The 20,433-nt window shown below is 40.9% G+C and carries 20 protein-coding genes and 1 other RNA gene; 3 read left to right on the forward strand and 18 right to left on the reverse strand.

Annotated features, from left to right (window positions below; translation table 11 throughout):
- Nucleotides 1-64 precede the first annotated feature (64 nt).
- Nucleotides 65-1,087, forward strand: coding sequence for a phospholipase D-like domain-containing protein (locus M8E35_RS03245; protein ID WP_252467316.1), 1,023 nt, complete (start codon nt 65-67; stop codon nt 1,085-1,087).
- Nucleotides 1,088-1,190: 103 nt separating this feature from the next.
- Here M8E35_RS03245 and M8E35_RS03250 read toward each other — a convergent pair whose 3' ends face one another.
- From M8E35_RS03250 to panB, 4 genes are all read right to left on the reverse strand, one after another.
- Entirely contained in the window at nt 1,191-1,811 is a 621-nt protein-coding gene (locus M8E35_RS03250) for a histidine phosphatase family protein (RefSeq protein WP_252467318.1), read from the reverse strand.
- A 109-nt stretch (nt 1,812-1,920) separates the two neighbouring features.
- Nucleotides 1,921-2,105, reverse strand: a non-coding RNA gene (gene ssrS, locus M8E35_RS03255) — 6S RNA.
- 51 nt (nt 2,106-2,156) lie between these two features.
- Entirely contained in the window at nt 2,157-2,624 is a 468-nt protein-coding gene (locus M8E35_RS03260; RefSeq protein WP_252467320.1) for an IclR family transcriptional regulator, read from the reverse strand.
- Between the two features lie 132 nt (nt 2,625-2,756).
- The gene (gene panB, locus M8E35_RS03265) at nt 2,757-3,587 is read right to left on the reverse strand and encodes a 3-methyl-2-oxobutanoate hydroxymethyltransferase (RefSeq protein ID WP_252467322.1); all 831 of its coding nucleotides are present in this window, start codon (nt 3,585-3,587) and stop codon (nt 2,757-2,759) included.
- Nucleotides 3,588-3,836: 249 nt separating this feature from the next.
- Here panB and M8E35_RS03270 point away from each other — a divergent pair, with 249 nt between their 5' ends.
- Together M8E35_RS03270 and M8E35_RS03275 are read left to right on the forward strand one after the other, a co-directional pair.
- The gene (locus M8E35_RS03270; protein WP_252467324.1) at nt 3,837-4,208 is read left to right on the forward strand and encodes a TIGR04086 family membrane protein; all 372 of its coding nucleotides are present in this window, start codon (nt 3,837-3,839) and stop codon (nt 4,206-4,208) included.
- Between the two features lie 199 nt (nt 4,209-4,407).
- On the forward strand, nt 4,408-4,848 hold the full coding sequence (locus M8E35_RS03275; RefSeq protein ID WP_252467326.1) for a formylmethanofuran dehydrogenase subunit E family protein: 441 nt from the start codon (nt 4,408-4,410) through the stop codon (nt 4,846-4,848).
- 31 nt (nt 4,849-4,879) lie between these two features.
- Here the strand turns inward: M8E35_RS03275 and lgt are convergent, their stop codons facing one another.
- The 14 genes from lgt to M8E35_RS03345 all read right to left on the reverse strand — a co-directional run bounded on the left by lgt (nt 4,880) and on the right by M8E35_RS03345 (nt 20,431).
- Nucleotides 4,880-5,677 (reverse strand): prolipoprotein diacylglyceryl transferase, encoded by a 798-nt coding sequence (gene lgt, locus M8E35_RS03280; RefSeq protein WP_252467328.1) that lies wholly within the window; start codon nt 5,675-5,677, stop codon nt 4,880-4,882.
- A gap of 346 nt (nt 5,678-6,023) precedes the next feature.
- Complete coding sequence (locus M8E35_RS03285) at nt 6,024-6,224, reverse strand: hypothetical protein (protein ID WP_252467330.1); 201 nt, start codon at nt 6,222-6,224, stop codon at nt 6,024-6,026.
- A gap of 54 nt (nt 6,225-6,278) precedes the next feature.
- Nucleotides 6,279-8,384, reverse strand: a complete 2,106-nt coding sequence (locus M8E35_RS03290; protein WP_252467331.1) for a cell division protein FtsA — start codon at nt 8,382-8,384, stop codon at nt 6,279-6,281.
- A 219-nt stretch (nt 8,385-8,603) separates the two neighbouring features.
- On the reverse strand, nt 8,604-10,022 hold the full coding sequence (locus tag M8E35_RS03295; protein ID WP_252467332.1) for a glucose-6-phosphate isomerase: 1,419 nt from the start codon (nt 10,020-10,022) through the stop codon (nt 8,604-8,606).
- 35 nt (nt 10,023-10,057) lie between these two features.
- Nucleotides 10,058-11,026: a 6-phosphofructokinase gene (pfkA, locus tag M8E35_RS03300; protein ID WP_252467333.1), complete on the reverse strand. Its 969-nt coding sequence runs from the start codon at nt 11,024-11,026 to the stop codon at nt 10,058-10,060.
- A 62-nt stretch (nt 11,027-11,088) separates the two neighbouring features.
- Nucleotides 11,089-12,066, reverse strand: a complete 978-nt coding sequence (locus tag M8E35_RS03305) for a DnaA/Hda family protein (protein WP_252467334.1) — start codon at nt 12,064-12,066, stop codon at nt 11,089-11,091.
- Between the two features lie 154 nt (nt 12,067-12,220).
- The gene (locus tag M8E35_RS03310; protein ID WP_252467335.1) at nt 12,221-13,147 is read right to left on the reverse strand and encodes a selenium metabolism-associated LysR family transcriptional regulator; all 927 of its coding nucleotides are present in this window, start codon (nt 13,145-13,147) and stop codon (nt 12,221-12,223) included.
- A 100-nt stretch (nt 13,148-13,247) separates the two neighbouring features.
- Complete coding sequence (locus M8E35_RS03315) at nt 13,248-13,766, reverse strand: peptidylprolyl isomerase (RefSeq protein WP_252467336.1); 519 nt, start codon at nt 13,764-13,766, stop codon at nt 13,248-13,250.
- 71 nt (nt 13,767-13,837) lie between these two features.
- Nucleotides 13,838-14,479, reverse strand: coding sequence for a DedA family protein (locus M8E35_RS03320; protein WP_252467337.1), 642 nt, complete (start codon nt 14,477-14,479; stop codon nt 13,838-13,840).
- A 182-nt stretch (nt 14,480-14,661) separates the two neighbouring features.
- Nucleotides 14,662-16,134 (reverse strand): SpoVR family protein, encoded by a 1,473-nt coding sequence (locus M8E35_RS03325; protein ID WP_252467338.1) that lies wholly within the window; start codon nt 16,132-16,134, stop codon nt 14,662-14,664.
- A gap of 45 nt (nt 16,135-16,179) precedes the next feature.
- On the reverse strand, nt 16,180-17,316 hold the full coding sequence (gene yhbH / locus M8E35_RS03330; RefSeq protein ID WP_252467340.1) for a sporulation protein YhbH: 1,137 nt from the start codon (nt 17,314-17,316) through the stop codon (nt 16,180-16,182).
- An 18-nt stretch (nt 17,317-17,334) separates the two neighbouring features.
- Nucleotides 17,335-19,236 (reverse strand): PrkA family serine protein kinase, encoded by a 1,902-nt coding sequence (locus tag M8E35_RS03335; RefSeq protein ID WP_252467342.1) that lies wholly within the window; start codon nt 19,234-19,236, stop codon nt 17,335-17,337.
- Between the two features lie 131 nt (nt 19,237-19,367).
- Nucleotides 19,368-19,901, reverse strand: coding sequence for a cob(I)yrinic acid a,c-diamide adenosyltransferase (gene cobO, locus M8E35_RS03340; protein ID WP_252467343.1), 534 nt, complete (start codon nt 19,899-19,901; stop codon nt 19,368-19,370).
- Nucleotides 19,901-20,431 carry a hypothetical protein gene (locus tag M8E35_RS03345; protein WP_252467344.1) on the reverse strand — a complete coding sequence of 177 codons (531 nt, stop codon included), beginning with the start codon at nt 20,429-20,431 and terminating at the stop codon, nt 19,901-19,903. The genes cobO and M8E35_RS03345 overlap by 1 nt, the downstream gene beginning before the upstream one ends.
- Between the last annotated feature and the right edge of the window lie 2 nt (nt 20,432-20,433).

The following is a 20,433-nucleotide window of genomic DNA, read 5'->3' on the forward strand; positions in this document are numbered from 1 at the left end:
TTTTATCCTTAAGAAGGTATATGATATAATGTAGCCACAATATTTACCTGGGAGAAGTATGCGCATGTCAAAACGGATTTCCGTAATTTCGATTTCTATTCTGCTGTTTTTTAGCATGTTATTCTTAAGTGGTTGTAACATTAAGGTTCCAGAGTTTTTTCCTGAAGAAATCCCAGTTTCTAATCTTCCTCCTGATGCACTGTTTATTGACAAAGATGCCATCTATAATCGAACTCTTGCACTCATTGAATCCGCCCAGACATCAATCTATGTTGAGCAGGCGGTGTTTGATGACCCTAATCTTATCCAGCTTCTCGTCACGAAATCACGTTCAGGTGTTGATGTTCGCGTCCTTCTGGATCAATGGCAAAAAGCCAATCGCATAACTTTGGATCAACTGAAGAGTCAAAATGTCTCAGTTCAGTTTTATCCAGCCCAAAAAGGACAATATAATCACACTAAATATCTAATTGTTGACCAAACAAGAGCCCTTATTTATGGTCCTGCTTGGACAGAGAATGGCCTTCAGGCACACGATCTAGCTGTGGAACTCTCTGGAAGATCAGCATGGAAAGTTGCAACTGTATTTTCGAGGGATTGGGAATTTACTACAACTTTTCCCTTGGATGTCCCAAAGACATCCACTCTGCCGGAAGATAACATTGTTTTAGCAACTAATACAAATGTCAGACAGCAACTTATAGAACATATATCTTCAAGTACAAAATCCATTTGGATAGAAAGTACAGAAGTTACTGAGCCTGATCTGAAACAAGCCTTAATAGATGCAGCCATAAAAGGGTGTGACGTTCGCCTTATCCTTGATCAATCATTAACTGCTAAAACACCCGTTACCCTGGAAGAATTGTCATCTAATGGAGTAAAAATTCGTTATTATCCTAGCCAACCGTCATTAGGAATGAACTTAGCAATATTTGATAATACTTCATTTATTCTAAGCAGTTCAGGTTGGACTCGCTATTCATTTACCGCCAACCATGAATTTTCCGTTACAGTTCCTTCCCCTGTTGCATCTAACAAATTAGTGACCATGTTTACCCAAGATTGGGAAAAAAGCACTGAGTAAGTGAATAATCTAGACATACTTCTATATCAATTCCTACAACATAATTACAGGGACAGGCACTTAAATGCCTGTCCCTGTAATTATGTTGTAAATTAACTCTAAACTATTCCATTCCGTCTAAGTGCTGACAATCTCCAAGGATACATGGAATCCATTTTTCTCCTTCGACCTCTAAAATATTCAGTGCTGTGTTATGTTGCCAGGGTGTTTTTGCCCATTCATGAACCTCAAACCCCAGTGCTTTTGTTACTAGCAACTTTAGGGTTAATCCATGGGTTACAAGGCAAACGGTTTCTCCCTTATGAATTTGTACAATCTGTTGTAAAAAATCCCATGCTCTTTTTTGTACAAGTGTCATATTTTCTCCGCCAGGTGTAGTGACAAGATGTGGTTCTGAGTCCCATTGCTTAAAGATGTCCGGATAGGTTTCTCGTAACTCCTGCCATACACACCCTTCCCACTCTCCAAATGAAAACTCACGAAGTGCAGGACTTGACGACAATTTACCAAGTCCGAGTTCACGGCGAATCTCTTCAGCTGTGTTAATCGCTCGGAGAGAATCGCTGGAATAGATATGTTTAATTTCCTCGCCTCTTAACCTTATTGCTAAAGAACAAGCTTGAAGAATCCCCTTTTCGGTAAGTGGAGAATCTAAACTTCCTTGGACTCGCCCCTCAATGTTCCATAATGTCTGACCATGGCGCGTTAGAATGATCCGTGTCATAAATACACTCCTTAAAGAAATGGCCAGCGCCAAGACTTTGTCACAGCGGTAGCCTTAGTTGCACTTATGCTTTTGACTCAAGCATTAAAAGGGTAGGGAATAGTCCCTACCCTTCCCCAACTTGCCGTAAGACTCCAGGTTTCTGACCCTGCTCTCGCAGGTGGGTGCCTAGTCTAAACTTTCCAACTTCCCTTATTCTTGAATACGGGCTTGTTGTAATCATCCAGCATTTAGCTCCCTAGTCACATAATAGGATCAAAACCATGGTAGTCAATACGCACCAGCTAGGATATGTTCATATTATACCACTACTGTTACAAAAAATCTCTAGCAAATCCTTGGAAATTATCGTTTTCGTATTTTGTCCTCAATTTCCGCTAAACGATCTTGCAGTAAAGCAATCGCCATTTCTTGATTACGCACACGACGCTTCAGATGATCTACTAACTGTAAAAGTTCTCCTACGTCTTCTGTCATTGATTCGAACACTCTTCCGGAATGAGGCGTTTCTTCTTTATCCAAGTTTTCTGAACCTTGCGAATCTGATGATAATGCATCTGTCGAGTTTTCATCAATGTCTTGAGCTGCCAATAAATACTTAAAACGAGCATATCTTGAGTTACGTCCAGGCTGAACTTCAATGACACCATCCTCAGCTAAAGCCTGAATAGCTCGCTTTAAAGTAACACTTGCAGCACCTGTTTCACGTTGAATATCTGAATATGCTAATTCAAAATCCTTGCCTTGATACATAGTAGAAATCTTCTCGAAAAATTCGACAAATTTTCGATGAGTTTTTTCTTTTAATCTCAATGCTAGTCCATCCTTCCATAACGAAAATAAAATAACTTAAAAATCATTAATATTATATCAAATTTATGGAAAAAATCCATACTGAATATTGTTAATATTTAAATTTAATTGAACTAATTACAATTAAAATTTTCAATCTCCATATAGCTTTTGAATAACCTCGTCTGACAATCCAAAGGTGTGTTCTTCAGATGGAAAAGTACTTTGTTTAACTTCGTTGTGAAATTGTTGTATTGCTTGTACACTATCTAACCTTAATTCGGCATATTGTTTAACAAATTTAGGTGTAAATCGTTTAAAAAGACCGAGAATATCATGGAATACCAAGACTTGCCCATTACAATCAGGCCCCGCCCCTATTCCAATGGTCGGTATCCTCAGTCCGCTAGAAATTTGTGCTGCGACTTGCCTGGGTATCGCTTCAAGAACAATCATAAAAGCACCCGCCTGCTCCAAAGCTTGACCATCTTTAACCAACTGGACAGCGCTATCGAGGTCTCGCCCTTGTACTTTATATCCACCAAGCTGATTTGCAGTTTGAGGTGTTAAGCCAATATGTCCAACTACAGGTATTCCTGCACGAGTCAGGGTTTGAACAATAGGTACTATGTCCATGCCTCCCTCTAACTTAACAGCATCCGCTCCGCCTTCTTTAATAAGCCTCCCCGCATTAACGATTGCCAGATCAATAGTCGCGTAGCTCATAAATGGCATATCAGTAACTATAAACGTCTGTGATGCTCCCCTGCGGACTGCTTTAGTATGATGAAGCATTTCTTCCATTGTTACTGGAACTGTTGAGTCATATCCTAGGACGACCATTCCTAAAGAATCTCCTACTAAAATCATATCGACCCCAGCTTCTTCGACGAACTGAGCAGAAGGGTAATCATAGGCAGTCAACATGCTAATTTTCTCTCCAGCCTGTTTCATTTTTTCAAAATCAGGAATCGTCTTTCTCATTACATTTCCTCCCCTATGATCATTTCTCTAATAAATAATTGATTCTTTCAGTCATACTCCTTAAAATTTTGGCATAGGTAGTTAATAAAGAAAACTAGGCTAGCGCCAAGACTTTAGTCGCTGGCGGTCGCCTTAGTTGCCCAAGGCTGGCCGAGTTTCCCTGCAGCCAAGACTCGAACATGGATGTTTGAGTTTAGTGACCGCCAAGTTTTACTTTCTTACGAGTACAAGCAAAGGAGGGATAAGCCTATGTCAAAATCCTTTCAAATCAGCTTAATTCTCAAAGGAATTCTCTTAGCGTCCGTCTTAGCCATGGTATTCTCTCTGGTATTCGGTGCTCTGCTCTCCTACACATCACTCCCCGAATCTAATTTGTCAATCAATATTATCTTTGGTACAAGTGTCTTTATTGCTGCCTTTATCACGGCCTTCCAATCAGGCACAAGGGGATTGTACTATGGATTGTCTATTGGCATAGGATTTATTATTTTAGTGATGATCCTATCCTCGGTTTTCTGGTCGGACACTCCGTCTTGGCTAAAAATGTTTGAGAAAACTATCGTGGCACTAGTTTCTGGTGGAGTGGGCGGAATCATCGGAGTGATCATCCCCCAACCTTAATTTACTATTCAGAAAACCGAGCTTTGAGATAAGAGGGAAATCCCGCAGTGAGATTTCCCTCTTATTATTTATTATAATTTTCTACTTTTATTTGAAAAATCCTGCAATTTCCTAAATCTAATTTATAAATACTATTACTTTTCATTTTCCCCGTAAGGCTATACAATAACTTAAAAAGCTTGTGGAGGAGGAAAGATCTATGTGCATAGAAAAAACCCCGTGGGAACAGGTCATAGAATTTCACGGGCATACGTGCCCCGGAATAGCCTTAGGCTATCGATTGGCTCAAATTGCTAATCGAGAATTGGGTATTTCCGCTGCACTCGATTCAGGGATCTCGGTTACAGCTTATACACATTCTTGCGCACTCGACGCCTTTCAGATAATAAACCGGGCAACATACGGACGTAAAAACTTGCTTGTTGAAGAAAAGAAACTTCATGTTTACCACTTTCAAAATGTGGATATGTCAAAAAAAATACTGATCACTGTCCATTCAGAAATATTAGAACAGATCGCAGACGCTGATGAACCGCTAAGTCCGCGTGAAATACAAACCAAAAATTTAGACGCTATCCGAATTATTCTAGGTGTAGAAGAGTCATCATTTTGTAAAATACAGAATGTACAAATCACGTAATGTAATTTGAATCCTTAAAAAGCTCAAGTTGTTATAATTCTTTAGGGACTTCCTCGGTCTTTTTATTTCTCCATATTCTCCAAACAAGAAGCACCAATGCAATTCCTACGGCCACCATACTGCTCCATTGGGCTGCTGTCCAGTTGAATAAAAACCTTGGGCTGTCTCCTCTCAGACTTTCCAAAAAGAACCTTGTCAGGTTATACAAAAACATATATAACAAAAAGATCATGCCCGACGGCCATTTTCTTAATTTCAGAATCACAAGAAGCGCAAAAATAATTATATCAACTTGCCCTTCCCACACTTCTGCCGGCCATAGGGGTTGATCTCCAAATGTGTTTCGAGCAATGGTGCCAACGGGATAAAGAATTCCAAAATCTCCTCCTGTAGGACCCCCAAAAGCGTCACCGTTCATTAGATTAGCATTTCTACCGACGGACTGGGCCAATATAAGCCCAGGAGCCGCAATATCAGCTAATTCCCAGAAGGATAATTTTTTTCGCCAAACGTAAATTGCACCGGCTAATAACGCCCCGACCACGCCCCCTTGAATCGAAAGTCCGCCATGCCAGATCGCCAAGATTTCACCAGGATATTTACTGTAAAATCCCCAATCGAAAAAAAACACTTGCCAGAAGCGGGCACCTATGATTCCAGAAATAAGTAATATGGGCGCTAAGTCCATAAATAAGTCTATGTATTCCGGGTGTCCTTCCGCTTTAGCAAAATATAGGGTAATTCCTACTCCAATAATGAAAGCTAGAGCAAATATCGTCCCATAGGCCCTAATAGGAAAATCGCCAATAAAAAACCAATATTGATGCATTATATCCTCCCTCAGCTGAAAACCTTGTATTTGAGTTACAAACGCTTTGCTTATTTTATTTTCCTTAGCAAGTATAACTTTATCGTTATATACTTTTTAATAACCCTTCTCTCAATCAAGCACCTTGCCATTTATGGCGAAGACTAACCTTGGTCATCTGTATTAAAAGTCTTGGCAACATGATAAAGCTACCACCATTCCTTGCGGCATGGCGCCAGCCAAGTTTTTCTAATACATTATAGCTTGAATAAGAAATGATCTCAAGTTTCTCCAATACTTATCATAAAGTATCATGAATTTAAAAGACAGACCAGATACCAAAGTATATCATGTCTGTCTTTTAAAATTATAAACTATTTAGTTTAGCATAAAAAGGATCGTGTTTATTTCCACGGGGGATTTCTGCATTACGTTCTTCTTTTCCGGTTGGCTTTTGAACTCTTTGAAAATAGTCGGAGTGTTTCTTCTTAGCCGATCCCGCATCAGAGTACAACGTAATAACTAAGGCAGCAATTACAATTAGTGCAACTAACCATTGGAACAACATTTCACAACACCTCCCTTATCATTTTATGTCCTTCAGCGCGATTGTCAAGTGTTTTTAATTCCATGTTGCTGTCAAACGATCACCTGGACGCAACACTGTTGTAAACTCCGCTGGTTGTCCATTGACAATTAGGGTTAATGTAGAACCAGGAGGCACCTCATCCGAAAACTTAACATAGGGCAAAAGATCTGAAAGGATTGGCATTTGTTTATATCCCACCACCCTTAGATCCATTCCATCTATAAGCAGTTCGTCTTCCTGAACTGGTCTGCCTTGTGATGTTATGATAGTTTCTTGAGTTGGATATTCCATTTCCTTACCATTTATATAAAAAGTGATTGGATTAGGCTTAAGTTTTAGATCACCTATCGTGAGCTGGACTTTACGCACCTCAATACAATCTCCATCATTAATAATTATGTTGCCCTCTGCCGTGTTCCCATTGACCAAAACCTCATGGTGTAAGTGAAACGTGTGAATTTCTCCATTAACACTAATCTCCAGATCTTCCTTTTCTTGAAGATTATAGCCTTTTTGATTAAGGAGATTGCTAAGGTCATCATTGGCAACGTATGAGATTTTGTTCCCATCAAGAATATGATCTGTTTCTAGAACCAACTTATGATTGACAAAGACTTGGGGAGCATACCTCTCTCGCTCTCCATTCCAGAAAATCCATTTTGGATTTTGAACAGGCAAGATATCTTTAACAGATATCTGTGCATCTTTACCCTGTTCACCAGGGATAAAGATTATTTCATCTCCAGCGGTTAAGGATTGATCCAGTTTACCGGGTTTTCTATTAACCAACAATTCTGCTGAGTTGCCTAAAGTCCCCTTGATAACCTGCATTTCACCATTCCATTCAAAGGTCAATGCCGATCCAGGCTTACCAAAAAAAGAACGTGGCTGTATGCCTGCGGCAAGTAAAGCTTCTGCAACTGTCGTTAATTGTAAAGCGAAGATAGGAACAGGTGTATCGTTCACTGATACTGTATAATATTGAAGCCCATTTCCTTCAAGCGCTGCAATGCCGATTCCAATTGGGGTAATAGTTTCCGGCCCCTTTAAGCTTTTTTCTCCGTGTATTTCCCCTAACCGATCTCTCACTTGAATTCCAACTCTATTCTGAGGAATTCCTAAGGTCTCAGCCAAAAGTTCACAAAGCAGTGGGGTTAAGCTTCCCCCTCCAATAAGTATAATAGCATGGGGAACACCATCATTAAGTTTTAAAATTTCCTTAGAAATATTTTCCGCTAGCTTTCCTACGACGGATTGAATTAATTCCAAAACTTCAGATTGATCTACAACGACTTTGGCTCCAAGAAAATCCGTAAAACTTAACTGCTTTTTCTTCAGTATTTCTCGTTTTACTTTTTCACCCACTTTGAAATCTAACAAAAAATGCTTACAAATTTCCTCAGTGACCTCATCCCCCGCCATGGGAACCATCCCATAGGCGAAAAAGGACCCGCTTCGAGTTAGGGCTATATCCGCTGTCCCGGCTCCAACATCTACCAAAGCCAGATTATGCCGTCTCATATTCGGTGGAATAGCTGCCTGACCCGCCGCAATCGGTTCCAGCGTCAGACTTGTCATTTCTAAGTCTACCCGTCCTAATACAGCCACTAAACCATCAACGACAGTCCGGGGCAAGAAGGTTGCAATTACGGATACCTTAGCCACTCTTCCCCGCTGTCCAATCAGATTCGCAATCTCTTCTCCCTCGTTCCAGCGGGCAATAGGGTTATATCCTACACAGTGATAACTTTGTAAGTCATCACCAGTTGATGATTGGAGTTGGCGTAACGCTTGATGAACTGCTTCTATTTCCAAAGCTAATACATTCTCCCGCTCCCAGCGTACCGGAAGCAGTCCCTTATGTTCAGCAACTGCAACTTCTGTTCGTAAGGCGCGGCCTGCAGCCGCCACGGCTACCTGTTTCAAGGGAAAATCCAGTTTTTGTTCCAAGAGTGCTTTAACCTTTGCAACAGCTCGAGCTACTTCATCTACATCATGGACTTGACCATCATACATGGCACGTTGACGATGTTCTGTTTGGGCACTCGCTAAAATCTCATAACCATGCTCGTCATTCTTAGTCATCACTAGTCCCATCACCATACGTGTTCCAATATCCAGAGCAAAAATCGGTTCCACTTTATCACCTCTCTTTAACCTAAATTCGCCCTATTACGGCAAAATCCTTCTCGCTAAATACTAATAGACCTATAACTTTATGCGCCAACACGGTCAAGGTCGATAGCAAAATTTTTGCCATCGACCTTGATGATGGGGATAAACCGATCAATTAGGGAGAGCTGCACCTATGATAACGGCAGGGATTTTTTCTGCCTTAGTGAACACAATTTACTTGCATCATGAGCGCAAATAATACTGAGTCTCACCATACTCCTCAATTTCTTTTTTCCTAGTTTCGTATCCCTTGCGACCCATTAAGGCATACGTCCCGTTTTTTCCTTCTTCAACTCCTGGTTGATCGAAAGCATTTATGTTTAATAGCTCACCCATATACGCCGTCTCCCACTCCAGCAAAAGCAACAATTGTCCAACGTTATAGGCGTCTAAGCTGGACAGTATAATCTTTTGATGTTGCCGCCCTGCCAAGGTCAGTGCGTATTCGGTGGCTTTTTGTTCCGAGAATAGCAATTCTTCTAAGGTGCGTCCCCCCAGAAAATGAATATCTTCAGGCAACTCAGAGTCTAATGGAATCAATTGAGTGTCCTTAAATTTCTCAACCGTCACAAAGGTCATTACTTTATCATTTGGGCCCTCAACATATAACTGTACTTGGGAATGTTGATCCGTTACTCCGAGCGCTTTGACTGGTGTCTGCCCTACATGCACTTCCTGTCCCTGTCGATCAAATCGTTTTCCTAAGCTTTCCGCCCACAATTGGGCATACCAGTCCGCCATGGTTTTTAATCCGTCAGCGTAAGGCATAAAAACTGACACAGTCTTCCCTTTTTGCCACGAAAAACGAGCTAAAGCTACCCGTAGTTGCGCTGGATTAGAGAACACCCCTTGTGTTTCCCTAATCCACTGATCCATGCTTAGAGCGCCCTCCAAAAGCTGATCAATGTCAATTCCGCATACCGCTGCAGCAAGCAAGCCAACTGGAGTTAACTCTGAGAATCTGCCTCCGACTCCAGCTGGTATTACAAAGCGTTGAAACCCTTCTTTAAGGGCAATTGGCAAGAGATTGCCTTTTGCTTTATCTGTCGTGACTACGATGTGTTCTGCATAGCTGTCTCCGCATACCTGACGCAGTATATCCCGAACAATCAAAAACTGAGCCATAGTTTCTGACGTGTTACCGGATTTCGAAATTACATTAAAAAGAGTTTTGCTGGGATCAAGTATCTGAAACAATTCTTTAAATCGAACTGGATCTATATTGTCCACAACATACAAACGAGGTCGCAAACCGCGTTTCTCAGGAGGAAGTTCATTATAGTAGTAATGGTTTAAGGCTTGGTGTACTGCTAATGGTCCGAGCGCCGACCCCCCAATTCCTAAAACTACAAAGTTTTCAAATTTAGAGGCTGCTGCATCAGCATATTTAATGATTTCTGGGACTTGGGCTTTCATAGACACCAAAAGCTTAGAGAAATCTAACTCACCGGCCTCCCAACGCGACTCAAGTGAAGTTTGGGCTCTATCTAACTCAATCTGAAGACTCTGCAATTCCGCCTTAGTAAATCCGCTGGGATTTTGCGAGTTACTCATCATACCCGTATAATCTATCCCTACTCCTGACCGTACTTGATTTTCCATAAATTCAACCTCATCTCTGCATTTAGGTTCGAATGCTAAATTGAAAGCTGATTTGCTAAATCATACAGTTCTCTGTTAAAAGGAGGCCTCTCTCCATAGGCAGCTTCGAGTGGTCTGGATATAACCTCTTGATTGACATAGGCTGTCATTCTATTAGTCTCGTTAGCCAAAATGATTTCAACCGCTTTCCCTCCCATAGCAGCAGCAATCACAGCATCCAAAGCGCTGGGGTTACCGCCGCGTTGCAGATGTCCCAGGATTGTTATACGAGTCTCAAACCCAGAACGAGAACGCAATTCCTCACCGATTTTATAGGCACTTCCTGCACCTTCTGAGATAATGATGATACTATGATTTTTTCCACGTTGATGACCGCGTTTTAACTTATCGCAAATCTCATCTAAATCAAAGGGAATCTCAGGTACCAAGATGGTTTCGGCTCCACAGGCAATACCTGCCTGAAGTGCAATATTTCCGCAATCCCTGCCCATAACTTCCACTATAAATGTTCGTTCGTGGGAGGTCGCTGTATCTCGAATTTTGCTTACTGCATCTATGACCGTGTTAGTTGCCGTATCGAAACCTATCGTCAGATCTGTCCCAGGGATATCATTGTCAATTGTTCCCGGAATCCCAACAATCTGAATTCCTTTGGTCAGTGTTTGAGCCCCTCTAAAAGACCCATCACCGCCGATCACCACTAAGGCGTCTATTTGATGCTTATGTAACTGATCTAAGGCCTTCTGCTGGCCTTCAGGTGTCATCATTTCTGCTGACCGAGCGGTCTTCAGCATCGTTCCACCGCGAAGCACAATATCTGCCACAGAGCCTATGCTCATCTCTTGAATTTCTCCGTGAATAAGCCCTTCATACCCTCGACTTATTCCATAAACCTTTAACCCGTGATAAATCCCTTTTCGGACGACTGCGCGAAGGGCCGCGTTCATTCCAGGAGCATCCCCGCCACTCGTTAGTACCCCGATCCGTTGTATTACTCTTGACATTGCATCACCCCTTCTCATTATCTAGCTTTATGATGTTTTTTAGTCAGATTATCTATATCTTTTTAAGCTTCCGAGGGATTAAACGCATTTAATATGACTAGATACTTATTGATTAATTCTTCATCATTAATAAGCTTATCTTGCATCTTTTTATATGACATGATAACAGTATTATGATTACGATTAAAATAACTTCCTATAGTTGGATAAGAAATATGGCAAAGCGTACGTATTAGATATATCGCCATCTCTCTTGCTTCGTTTACTTTTGGCTTGCGGCTGGAGCTTAATAAGTCCTGAACAGAAACTCCCATCGTTTGACCAACCTTTTGAATAATGTTGGTCGGATCTGCTAAGTTGTGCTTTACCCTCTCTTTATTGTCCCAGTAAGCCTGAAAACAGGTGCGACTTAATTCATCTTGCTGCAATTCAGCGAATTGTATAAACTTCCCCATAGTGGTTATGGCATCCGATAAATTAGATGTTCTCCCTGCGATCGCGCTCAATACCGATTCATCCAGGAAAAGACGTTTTTCTCGAATATAGTCCTCTAAGAAGCGCTTCAATTCAATTTCCTGAGGTCGATCGACAAGTATGGCAACGCCGCTCAAAAACCGTGATGCCAGCCGATCACCTAGGAAGTCTAAGGCTAACCGGTCTGCTTCCAAGGCAATCACCAACTTGCCCCCATTTTCGATAATATACTCGTAGGTATAATGGAGTTCCTCAATTGTTTTGACTTTTCCCGCTAAGCACTGAAGATCATCAATTAGCAACAGTCGAGCTGAGCGGTATCGTTCACGAAATTGATTGAGCTTTTTCTCTTGAGCTGCGTAGGCATACTGACGAGCAAAAGCCAAGGCATCCGTAATAAGCCTTCCATTTTCCGATTCACCTTGTCGATAAAGATGATGCAATAAAGCTGATTTACCTACTCCTCTTGGTCCATAAATTAAACTAACGTCAGGAGCTTTCTCGAGCTGGAAGTTCTTTACCATACGGCATGCTCGAAAGTTGAATTCACTTATAAACCAGTTCAAGCGGGCCTCTCCTTTTAGAATCTTATCTTATTATTATCTCATAAAACTGCAGTAGAATTTAGACATAGGTGTCGAAATGTTTAGAAGTATCCTATAACCGAAACTTATGTACAACAGTATATGCGCATTGGAAAGACTGACTGACTTCCTGATACTATAATTCGCTTTCTAATTCCGACCTTCGGCTTCTGGTTTCCGACATCTGACTAGCCAAATAACGGTAGCTTGCATCAGCGGCAACCGTTAAAGGTTTATTACGGCGGGTTAAAAGATAGAAACCTCGTTCAATATAAAAATCTTTGACGTTTGCCCATACTAGACCTTGTTTCTCACAAGGTTCTAAAGCATGTTTTGAAAGAAACGAATATCCTATACCGGAACGAACAGCATTTTTTACAGCTTCAGTACTTCCGACTTCTAAGGCTATGTTAAAATCATTCAAGTCTAATCCCTGTTTAGTGAGTGCTTCTTCGAAGGCTCGCCGATGCCCCGACCCTGTCTCACGAATAATCATAGGGTCCTCCCTAAGAGATTTGAGGTCAATGCTTTGACTGGCACATAAGGGGTTATCGCTTGAGATTACGAAACCTAGTTCATCCTTTAGCCAAAATTCAGAGGTTAATTTTTCCGTATCAAAAATCGCTCCAACAACGGCAAAATCAACTTCATGAGCGAGGACCTTTTCCGCCATCTCAAGACTGTCTCCAATGGACAGTTTAAATTTAATTTCCGGATATTGTTTACGAAAGGCAGCTAAATAAATTGGCAGTAAATATTCTCCTGGAATGTGGGAAGCTCCGATATGGACTTTCCCGCTCATTAGTTTTTCCGAATCACCAATCTCTCGCATAAGCTCTGACCATTCATCAAGCATATGCAAGGTATGTCTGTAAACTGTCTCCCCCTCTTGAGTAAGTGCAAATCCCTTTCCTTTACGATAAAGCAACTTGACCCCCAGTTTTTCTTCGAAAGCGCGTATTTGGTTGGAAACAGCAGGTTGACTGATTCCTAACTTTCGAGCAACCATCGTAAAACTCTGTTCTTCTACCACCTGAGCAAATAACCGCATCAAATCTAACATAGTACACCTCAATCCGCAATAGAACTCAGAATATGCAGAAAGAAGAGGGCATGGCCCTCCTCTTTCCCTATAGAATCACTCAAAACAATTCAATCTATACCTAAGCTTGAATTGTAACTTTCTTCATCCGTTGGTCTTCCAAAGGTTTATCTCCTCGATCTTTCGGAACACTGACGATCCGGTCGACTTCTTCCATACCTTCGATGACTTTCCCAAAAGAAGCATATTGACCATCTAAGTGGCTTGAAGCTTTGACAACAATAAAGAATTGAGAACTTGCGGAATTAGGGGCTGAGGTACGAGCCATTGATATTACTCCGCGATCATGCATTAAATCATTCTTGAAACCATTACCACTAAACTCGCCGCGGATTGTTTTTTTGCTTCCGCCCATTCCTGTGCCATTAGGGTCTCCCCCTTGAATCATGAAACCTGGGATGCATCGATGGAAAATGAGGCCATCATAAAAGCCTTCAGAAACGAGAGTTATAAAATTCTCAACAGTTTCCGGCGCAATAGCTGGATAAAGTTCAATTTTAATCGTATTATTGTTTTCCATTTCAATGATTACTATGGGGTTTTGTTTAGCCTCTTGATCCTGATTCATTTCATTTGTCACCCGTGTGACCTCCTTTATGTTTTAGGTTTTTATCCATAGTATTATACCACTGGATTCATACTTTCCCTAATCTATGGAAAATATTTTTTAAACAGGTTTAGTTCATAGGACTTTCCCTGCTTCGTTTTTACACTGTAGAGATAGATTAAGAATACGATAATAGCTAGGACAATTCCACTCCGTGCCAAGTAATGGTGCAAGATATGAGTTATTTTTTGCCAGTGTACGCCAAGGATTCGTCCCAGCGTAATAAACGTTAAGGCCCAAAGAAAAGCACCAATCCCTGCTAATACTGTATAACGTCCAAAATGAAGCTTACTCATTCCTGAAAAGTAAGCTGTAAAATGGCGAAATCCAGGAAAGAAGTATCCAATTACAATTAGCCTGTCTCCATAACACTGAAACCAATGTTCAGCTCTGGCGATTTTCTTTTCATTAAGATGAAGATATGGTGCAACTTTGTGCAAGAAAGGAATTCCCAATCTCCTTCCAATCCAATAGCTTAAGTTCATTCCTAAGAAACTGCCCAAGGTAGCAACCATAAGGGTTGTCCCAAAATCCATTCGCCCTAAAGATGTTTGAAACCCACTGAAGGTCATAAGGAATTCATCGGGTACAGGAACACCGACCAAACCACAAGTGAGTAGAATGAATAAGCCAATATACTTAAAGTGATAAATTATATCTATTAAATATTGTTCTAGCCCTTGCATGCCCTTCCTGCCTTCCTCAATAACCCTATCACCCTTAGTTGCACATTAGGGCATAGTCTGAGATATAAACTTAAAACATCGACTTAATACTATAAATTCTACTTTAATAGTCCAAAATCCTTTATTTATTACTCAAAAACAGATGCCTATTCTAGCATCTGTTTTTGAGCAGGGGAATAATTTTATCTGACGCCATTTTCTTCATTTTTAGTTGCCAGACGACGACTTACTATTCCGTTCGCAGATTCATAGATGTATTTCTTGTTATCCACTACGGTCTCAAGGGCTACTGATTTTCCCCAGAGAAATTGAACGAGAGACAGGGTTTTCTCGAGATACATAATATCCAGATCCATTCCTTCATGACAGTGTTTAAGCAACAATCCTCCCTTACCTTCATAGTCTCCTTCAATAACAACAATTCGAGGATGCCCTCCATTAACCAATTGTTTCACTAGATTATCCCTGACTTTCTCCCATTCATTTTCTGTAACCTGCCAATGTGCACCCACTTTACGAAAATTAAATAAGTTTAGTTCTTCGACCAATTCACGACTAAGATGATTACGAATGAATGAAAGGTCGTTTTCGGTCTCGCGCAGGTCAAACAGTTCATTATCAGATTTAGTCTTCGCCAGGTATTCCCATATCTTCACTCCCAAGTAATAAGGATTTAATCCCAATCGAGAAGGCTGAACAACTTGGCTGTGCATAATCGCAAATTCAAGGGTTTCTGCATCAGTTAGATTAAGCTCTCGCATAATCCTGGCATGCCAAAAGGTGGCCCATCCTTCATTAATAATTTTAGTTTCGATCTGAGGAAAGAAATACAGTGACTCTTCACGAACAATGCTGACAATATCCTTTTGCCATTCCTCCAGGCCGGGTGCAAACTTAATAATGTACAGCAACAAATCTTCAAATTCCTGCTGGGGCAGGACTTCACATCCATCTGCTAACAGGTCTCCCCATAAATCTTCGTACGGTAACGAGACTGTATTCTTTCGAGTCTTCTTTTGCTGATCTCCTTTCCCTAGTCCTTGAACAGCTTTTCCACTGCAAGTTCCGGCGCAGGATTTACCTTGACAGACATGCCCTTCACCTTTTACACGTCTATCTGTCTTAAGTCCATTTTCAGATTTTATAACGGGTCCGATGTGAGCTCTATAATCGACATGTTCTTGAATAGCCAAGACTGCGTCCATGATTTGCTCCACTTTGTCTCGTCCGTAATTGGTTTCATATTCGTGGATTCTATCGGCATGAGCACCCATTCGTTCAACCATATCTTTAGGTGTACGAGAGAAATAATGATTATTTTTAAAGAAATCCACATGGGCATAGACGTGCCCTATGACAAGTTTGTTTTGAATTAAACGATTTCCCTCTAACAAGAAAGCATAGGCAGGGTTAGTATTTATGACCAATTCATAAATTCGGCTTAGATTCAAATCGTATTGCATCTTCATCTTATAGAAGGCCTTACCGAAGCTCCAATGTGTAAAACGCACCGGCATTCCGTAGGCTCCAAATGTATACAATGCCTCTGCCGGAACGATTTCAAAATTTACCGGATAGAAATCAAGTCCCATGTCACGGGCCACTTGCGCGATATCTTGCGCTATATCAGTTAGGGCTCGCATCTCACTGTCCATGACTCCCCCCCTTACATACTCCTATTCAATCACGTTCATTCACTTTTAGGAGAAAACTGTTTTGAGTGCATCATATACTTCATTGCGATCCCTTATGGTTACCAAACGCAACTTAGGATCGGCTATGCGCTTTAAGGTTGACATTAATGTACTGGAGTAATGTGTTCTTAAGATCTCGCCGTAGCCAACAATTTGACTCACTTCGACTAGGTTTTTCATTAGAGCCAATGCCCTGGAATTATCCGATCCAATATTATCGCCATCCGTAAAATGAACAGGATAAATATTATAATGAGCTGGGGGATAATCCTTTTCAATGATATCTAAAGCATATTTATAAACCGATGAACAACGAGTCCCCCCACTTTCTCCACGTGTAAAAAATTCCTCCTCTGTAACTTCTTTTGCCTCAGTATGGTGTGCCAGGAAACGCATTTCTACATTTTCATATTTTAAGCGCAGAAAACGCACCATCCAAAAAAAGAAGGTTCTGGAAATATACTTTTCAAATTGACCCATTGAGCCTGATGTATCCATCATCGCCAAGATAACCGCGTTAGTCTCAAAATTGGGTCGAGTCTCCCAAGTCTTAAAACGCAAGTCCTCCGGAGATATTTTAAGTTTGGCTTCCTTATTCAGCTTCTTTGAAAAGGCCTGTCTTTTGATACTTTCGAGCAATGTACGTTTCTTATCCACATTGGCCATTAGCCCTTTCTTCCGTACATCATTGAATTCGGGACGATCATGGGCAATAAGCGGTCTTTTTTTATCATCTAAATTAGGTAACTTTAATTCTTCAAAAAGAATGCTTGCCAGATCCTCATACGTAACTTCTGCTTCATAAATATCTTGGCCAGGTTCTTCACCAGCTCCGCTTCCTTTACCTTTTCCTTTCCCAGGCTGTTCCCGTCCAATAATATCGCCAGGAGCCATTTTTTTGTTCCCTTGTCCGGTATGATTTTGCTTATTAAAATCATACCGAAAGCGAAATTCTTCAAGAGAGCGCATGGGAATCTTTGTGCTTTTTTTACCATCCGTTAAGATGATACTTTCATCAACAATTAAGTCCCCCATTTGTTGCTTAATAACTTCTTCAACCTTTTCCTTATGCCTTGATTGGTCAAGATGTCCTTTGCGATGCAAAGTCCAGTCATCACGGCTTACAATGATGTCATCCGCCATACTAAATCCCTGTCCTCTCTATCGGTTAAGGAGGGCCCCTACATACTTCACTATCTCGTTGGCACAGATTGGGCAGTATCCATGCTCTTTGACAAGTCGATCCATAACATTGTTGATTCTTCTCAATTGCTCCTGATCAGGATGAGCGACAGAGGTTGTGATCTTGACAATATCCTTAAGATCCGCAAACAATTTTTTCTCAATCGCTTCTTTTAAACGTTCATGCGACTCATATCCGAAAGTTTTTCCCTTTCGAGCATACATTGAAATTCGAATCAGTATTTCCTCTCGGAAGGTTTTCTTGGCATTTTCTGAAACCCCAATTTGTTCTTCAATGCTTCTCATTAGTTGCTCGTCAGGTGCTAATTCTTCACTAGTTATTGAGTCATAAATTTTTGTAGAATTACAGAACGCTTCTACATTATCCAAATAATTATTTAAGAGCGACTTTGCAGATTCTTCATATGCATAGACGAATGCCTTCTGTACTTCTTTCTTAGCCATTTCGTCATATTCCCGTCTCGCAACTGAGATCAGATTTAGAAGATTCTCCTTTTCCTCCTTCATGATCGATGTATGCTGAGATAAGCCGTCTTTTAAAGCTCTTAAGATATCTAGTGCATTAATGCATTTATGTTCATCTCGAATTAAGGCTGTCGAAATTCGGTTGATGACATAACGCGGATCAACGCCACTCATGCCTTCGCCCAGTTCTTCTCCCTCCATAGTTAATTCTTTAATATCCTTTTGATTAAATCCTTCCACATCTTCTCCGTCATAAATACGCAACTTCTTCACCAGATCCATGCCTTGTTTTTTCGAGGGCTTTAGCCGTGAAAGTACACTAAAGACTGAGGTTGCCCAAAGACTGTGTGGAGCCAGGTGCACATTTCTAATGTCACTTTGACTTATTAATTTTTCATAAATCTTAATTTCATCACTAACTCGCAGATTGTAAGGAATATGCATAACAATAATTCTGGATTGCAGCGCCTCATTCTTCTTATTCCCGATAAAAGCCCGATATTCATTTTCGTTTGTATGTGCGATTACCAACTCATCTGCTGAAATTAAAGCAAAGCGCCCCGCTTTAAAATTTCCTTCTTGAGAAAGACTTAAAAGATTCCAGAGAAACTTTTCATCTGATTTAAGCATTTCCTGGAATTCCATCAAACCTCTGTTTGCCTTATTCAGCTCTCCGTCGAAACGATAAGCACGAGGATCGGATTCTGATCCATATTCCGTGATAGAAGAAAAGTCAATACTGCCGGTTAGGTCTGCTATGTCTTGAGACTTGGGGTCTGATGGGGTAAACGTTCCAACTCCAACCCGTTGCTCTTCTGAAAATAATATTCTTTTTACTGGAAAGCGTTCTGTTTCACCGACAAACTCCTCATCCAAACGCAAGCGGCATACGGGGCATAAATTCCCTTCGATACGAATCCCGTACGTATCTTCAAATTGTTGACGTAAAGATACTGGCAACAAATGCAGGGGATCTTCATGCATAGGACATCCATCAATGGCATAAACTGCTCCTTCCTCAGTTCTTGTATAGTCTTCAAGTCCTCTTTTCAGTAGGCTTACGATTGTTGATTTCCCGCCACTTACTGGTCCCATTAAAAGTAAGATCCGTTTGCGGACATCTAACCGCTTGGCTGCACTATGAAAATACTCTTCAATCAGCCTCTCTAAGGTCTTATCCAACCCAAAAAGCTCTTTGTCAAAAAAACTGTACTTTTTCGAGTCCCCAACTGTTTCAACCCCGGCCGCTTTGATCATCTCATAGATTCGAGCATGGGCATGTAGCGCTAATTTAGAGTTTTTAGTAACCATTTGCAAATAATCAGCAAAAGTGCCACTCCAAGCCAGTGCAGCCTCTACTTCGCGATATTCCCGCAACCATTTAATGACTTCCATAGTAGCCCTCCCTTCTCTAACAACAGCAAGACTTGTTGGGATAATACTTAAGTATATGCCCCGTCGAAGAAGATAAGTCATTGAAATCATTTGTGTATGATCATGAAAAAAACACCTCCTAAGAGATGTTTTTAAAACTCAATTCCTTGACGTGACATGATGCCTTTATCATAGGGATGTTTCTTGTCCACCATTTCTGTTACTAAATCCGCTTTTTCAATCATGTCCTCTGAAGCATTTCGACCAGTCAAGATCAATTCTACATGAGACGGTTTCTTGGTCAATAGTTCCATAACTTCACTTTCTGGAATCAGTTCAAACCAAATTGCATTAAGGATCTCATCCAGAATGACAATATCCCAATTCCCTGAGAAGACAATTTCTTGAGCTCTCGAGAAAGCTTTTTTCGCTTCAACGATGTTTTCTTCGAGATTTTCTCCCTTGTGAACCCATCCTGCTCCCCCATAATGTTCAAGTTGACATTCAGGACTTAAACGTTTTATGCCATCTAGCTCACCATAGCCATCGTTTCCTTTCATAAATTGAATAATGAAAACCCGAAAACCATGGCCAACAGCCCGTAACGCCAAGCCAAATGCTGCTGTAGTTTTCCCTTTGCCATTCCCAGTATAAATTTGTACCAATCCTTGAGAAAGATTTGACATTATTGCACCTTCCGTATCCATTTTTCGAGTTGTGGATGGATATAAACAACATTAGGAGAAATAAGGATTTCCGGAAACCGCTCCACTGATTGACGATTAAAAGCTATGGAAAAAAACAACTTAATTGATGACTTCTCATCAGTTGCTCTTAGCTCTACTTTGTCAGGATACAGATAATATGAGTAGTTCCCATCTCGCCAAGAGACCTCTAGTTCCCCTATCTTCATACAAATTTTACCAAATTCCTCAACCTTAACATAGGCTACACTAGCAAACGTTTGCTTAAGCCGTTCTGCTTCTATCGCAACCTGTCCAACTCTGAATTGAGATTCTAAGAGTTGCTCAACGATAAGTCGAGCTGGAATAGAAATATCTTCAAAAATCCTTCGCTCGCTTCTTATCTCAACAAGGAGTTGCTCAAATTTCTGGACATGGATCGAACGAACCTGATTAGCCTTCTTTAAGGCCTTTTCAAAGGTGTGATACACATCTTCCAAGCACTCGAGAAGTATCGAATCTTCCTCTCGCATAT

The organism is Desulfosporosinus nitroreducens (assembly GCF_023897015.1).
GTDB classification, from domain to species: domain Bacteria; phylum Bacillota; class Desulfitobacteriia; order Desulfitobacteriales; family Desulfitobacteriaceae; genus Desulfosporosinus; species Desulfosporosinus nitroreducens.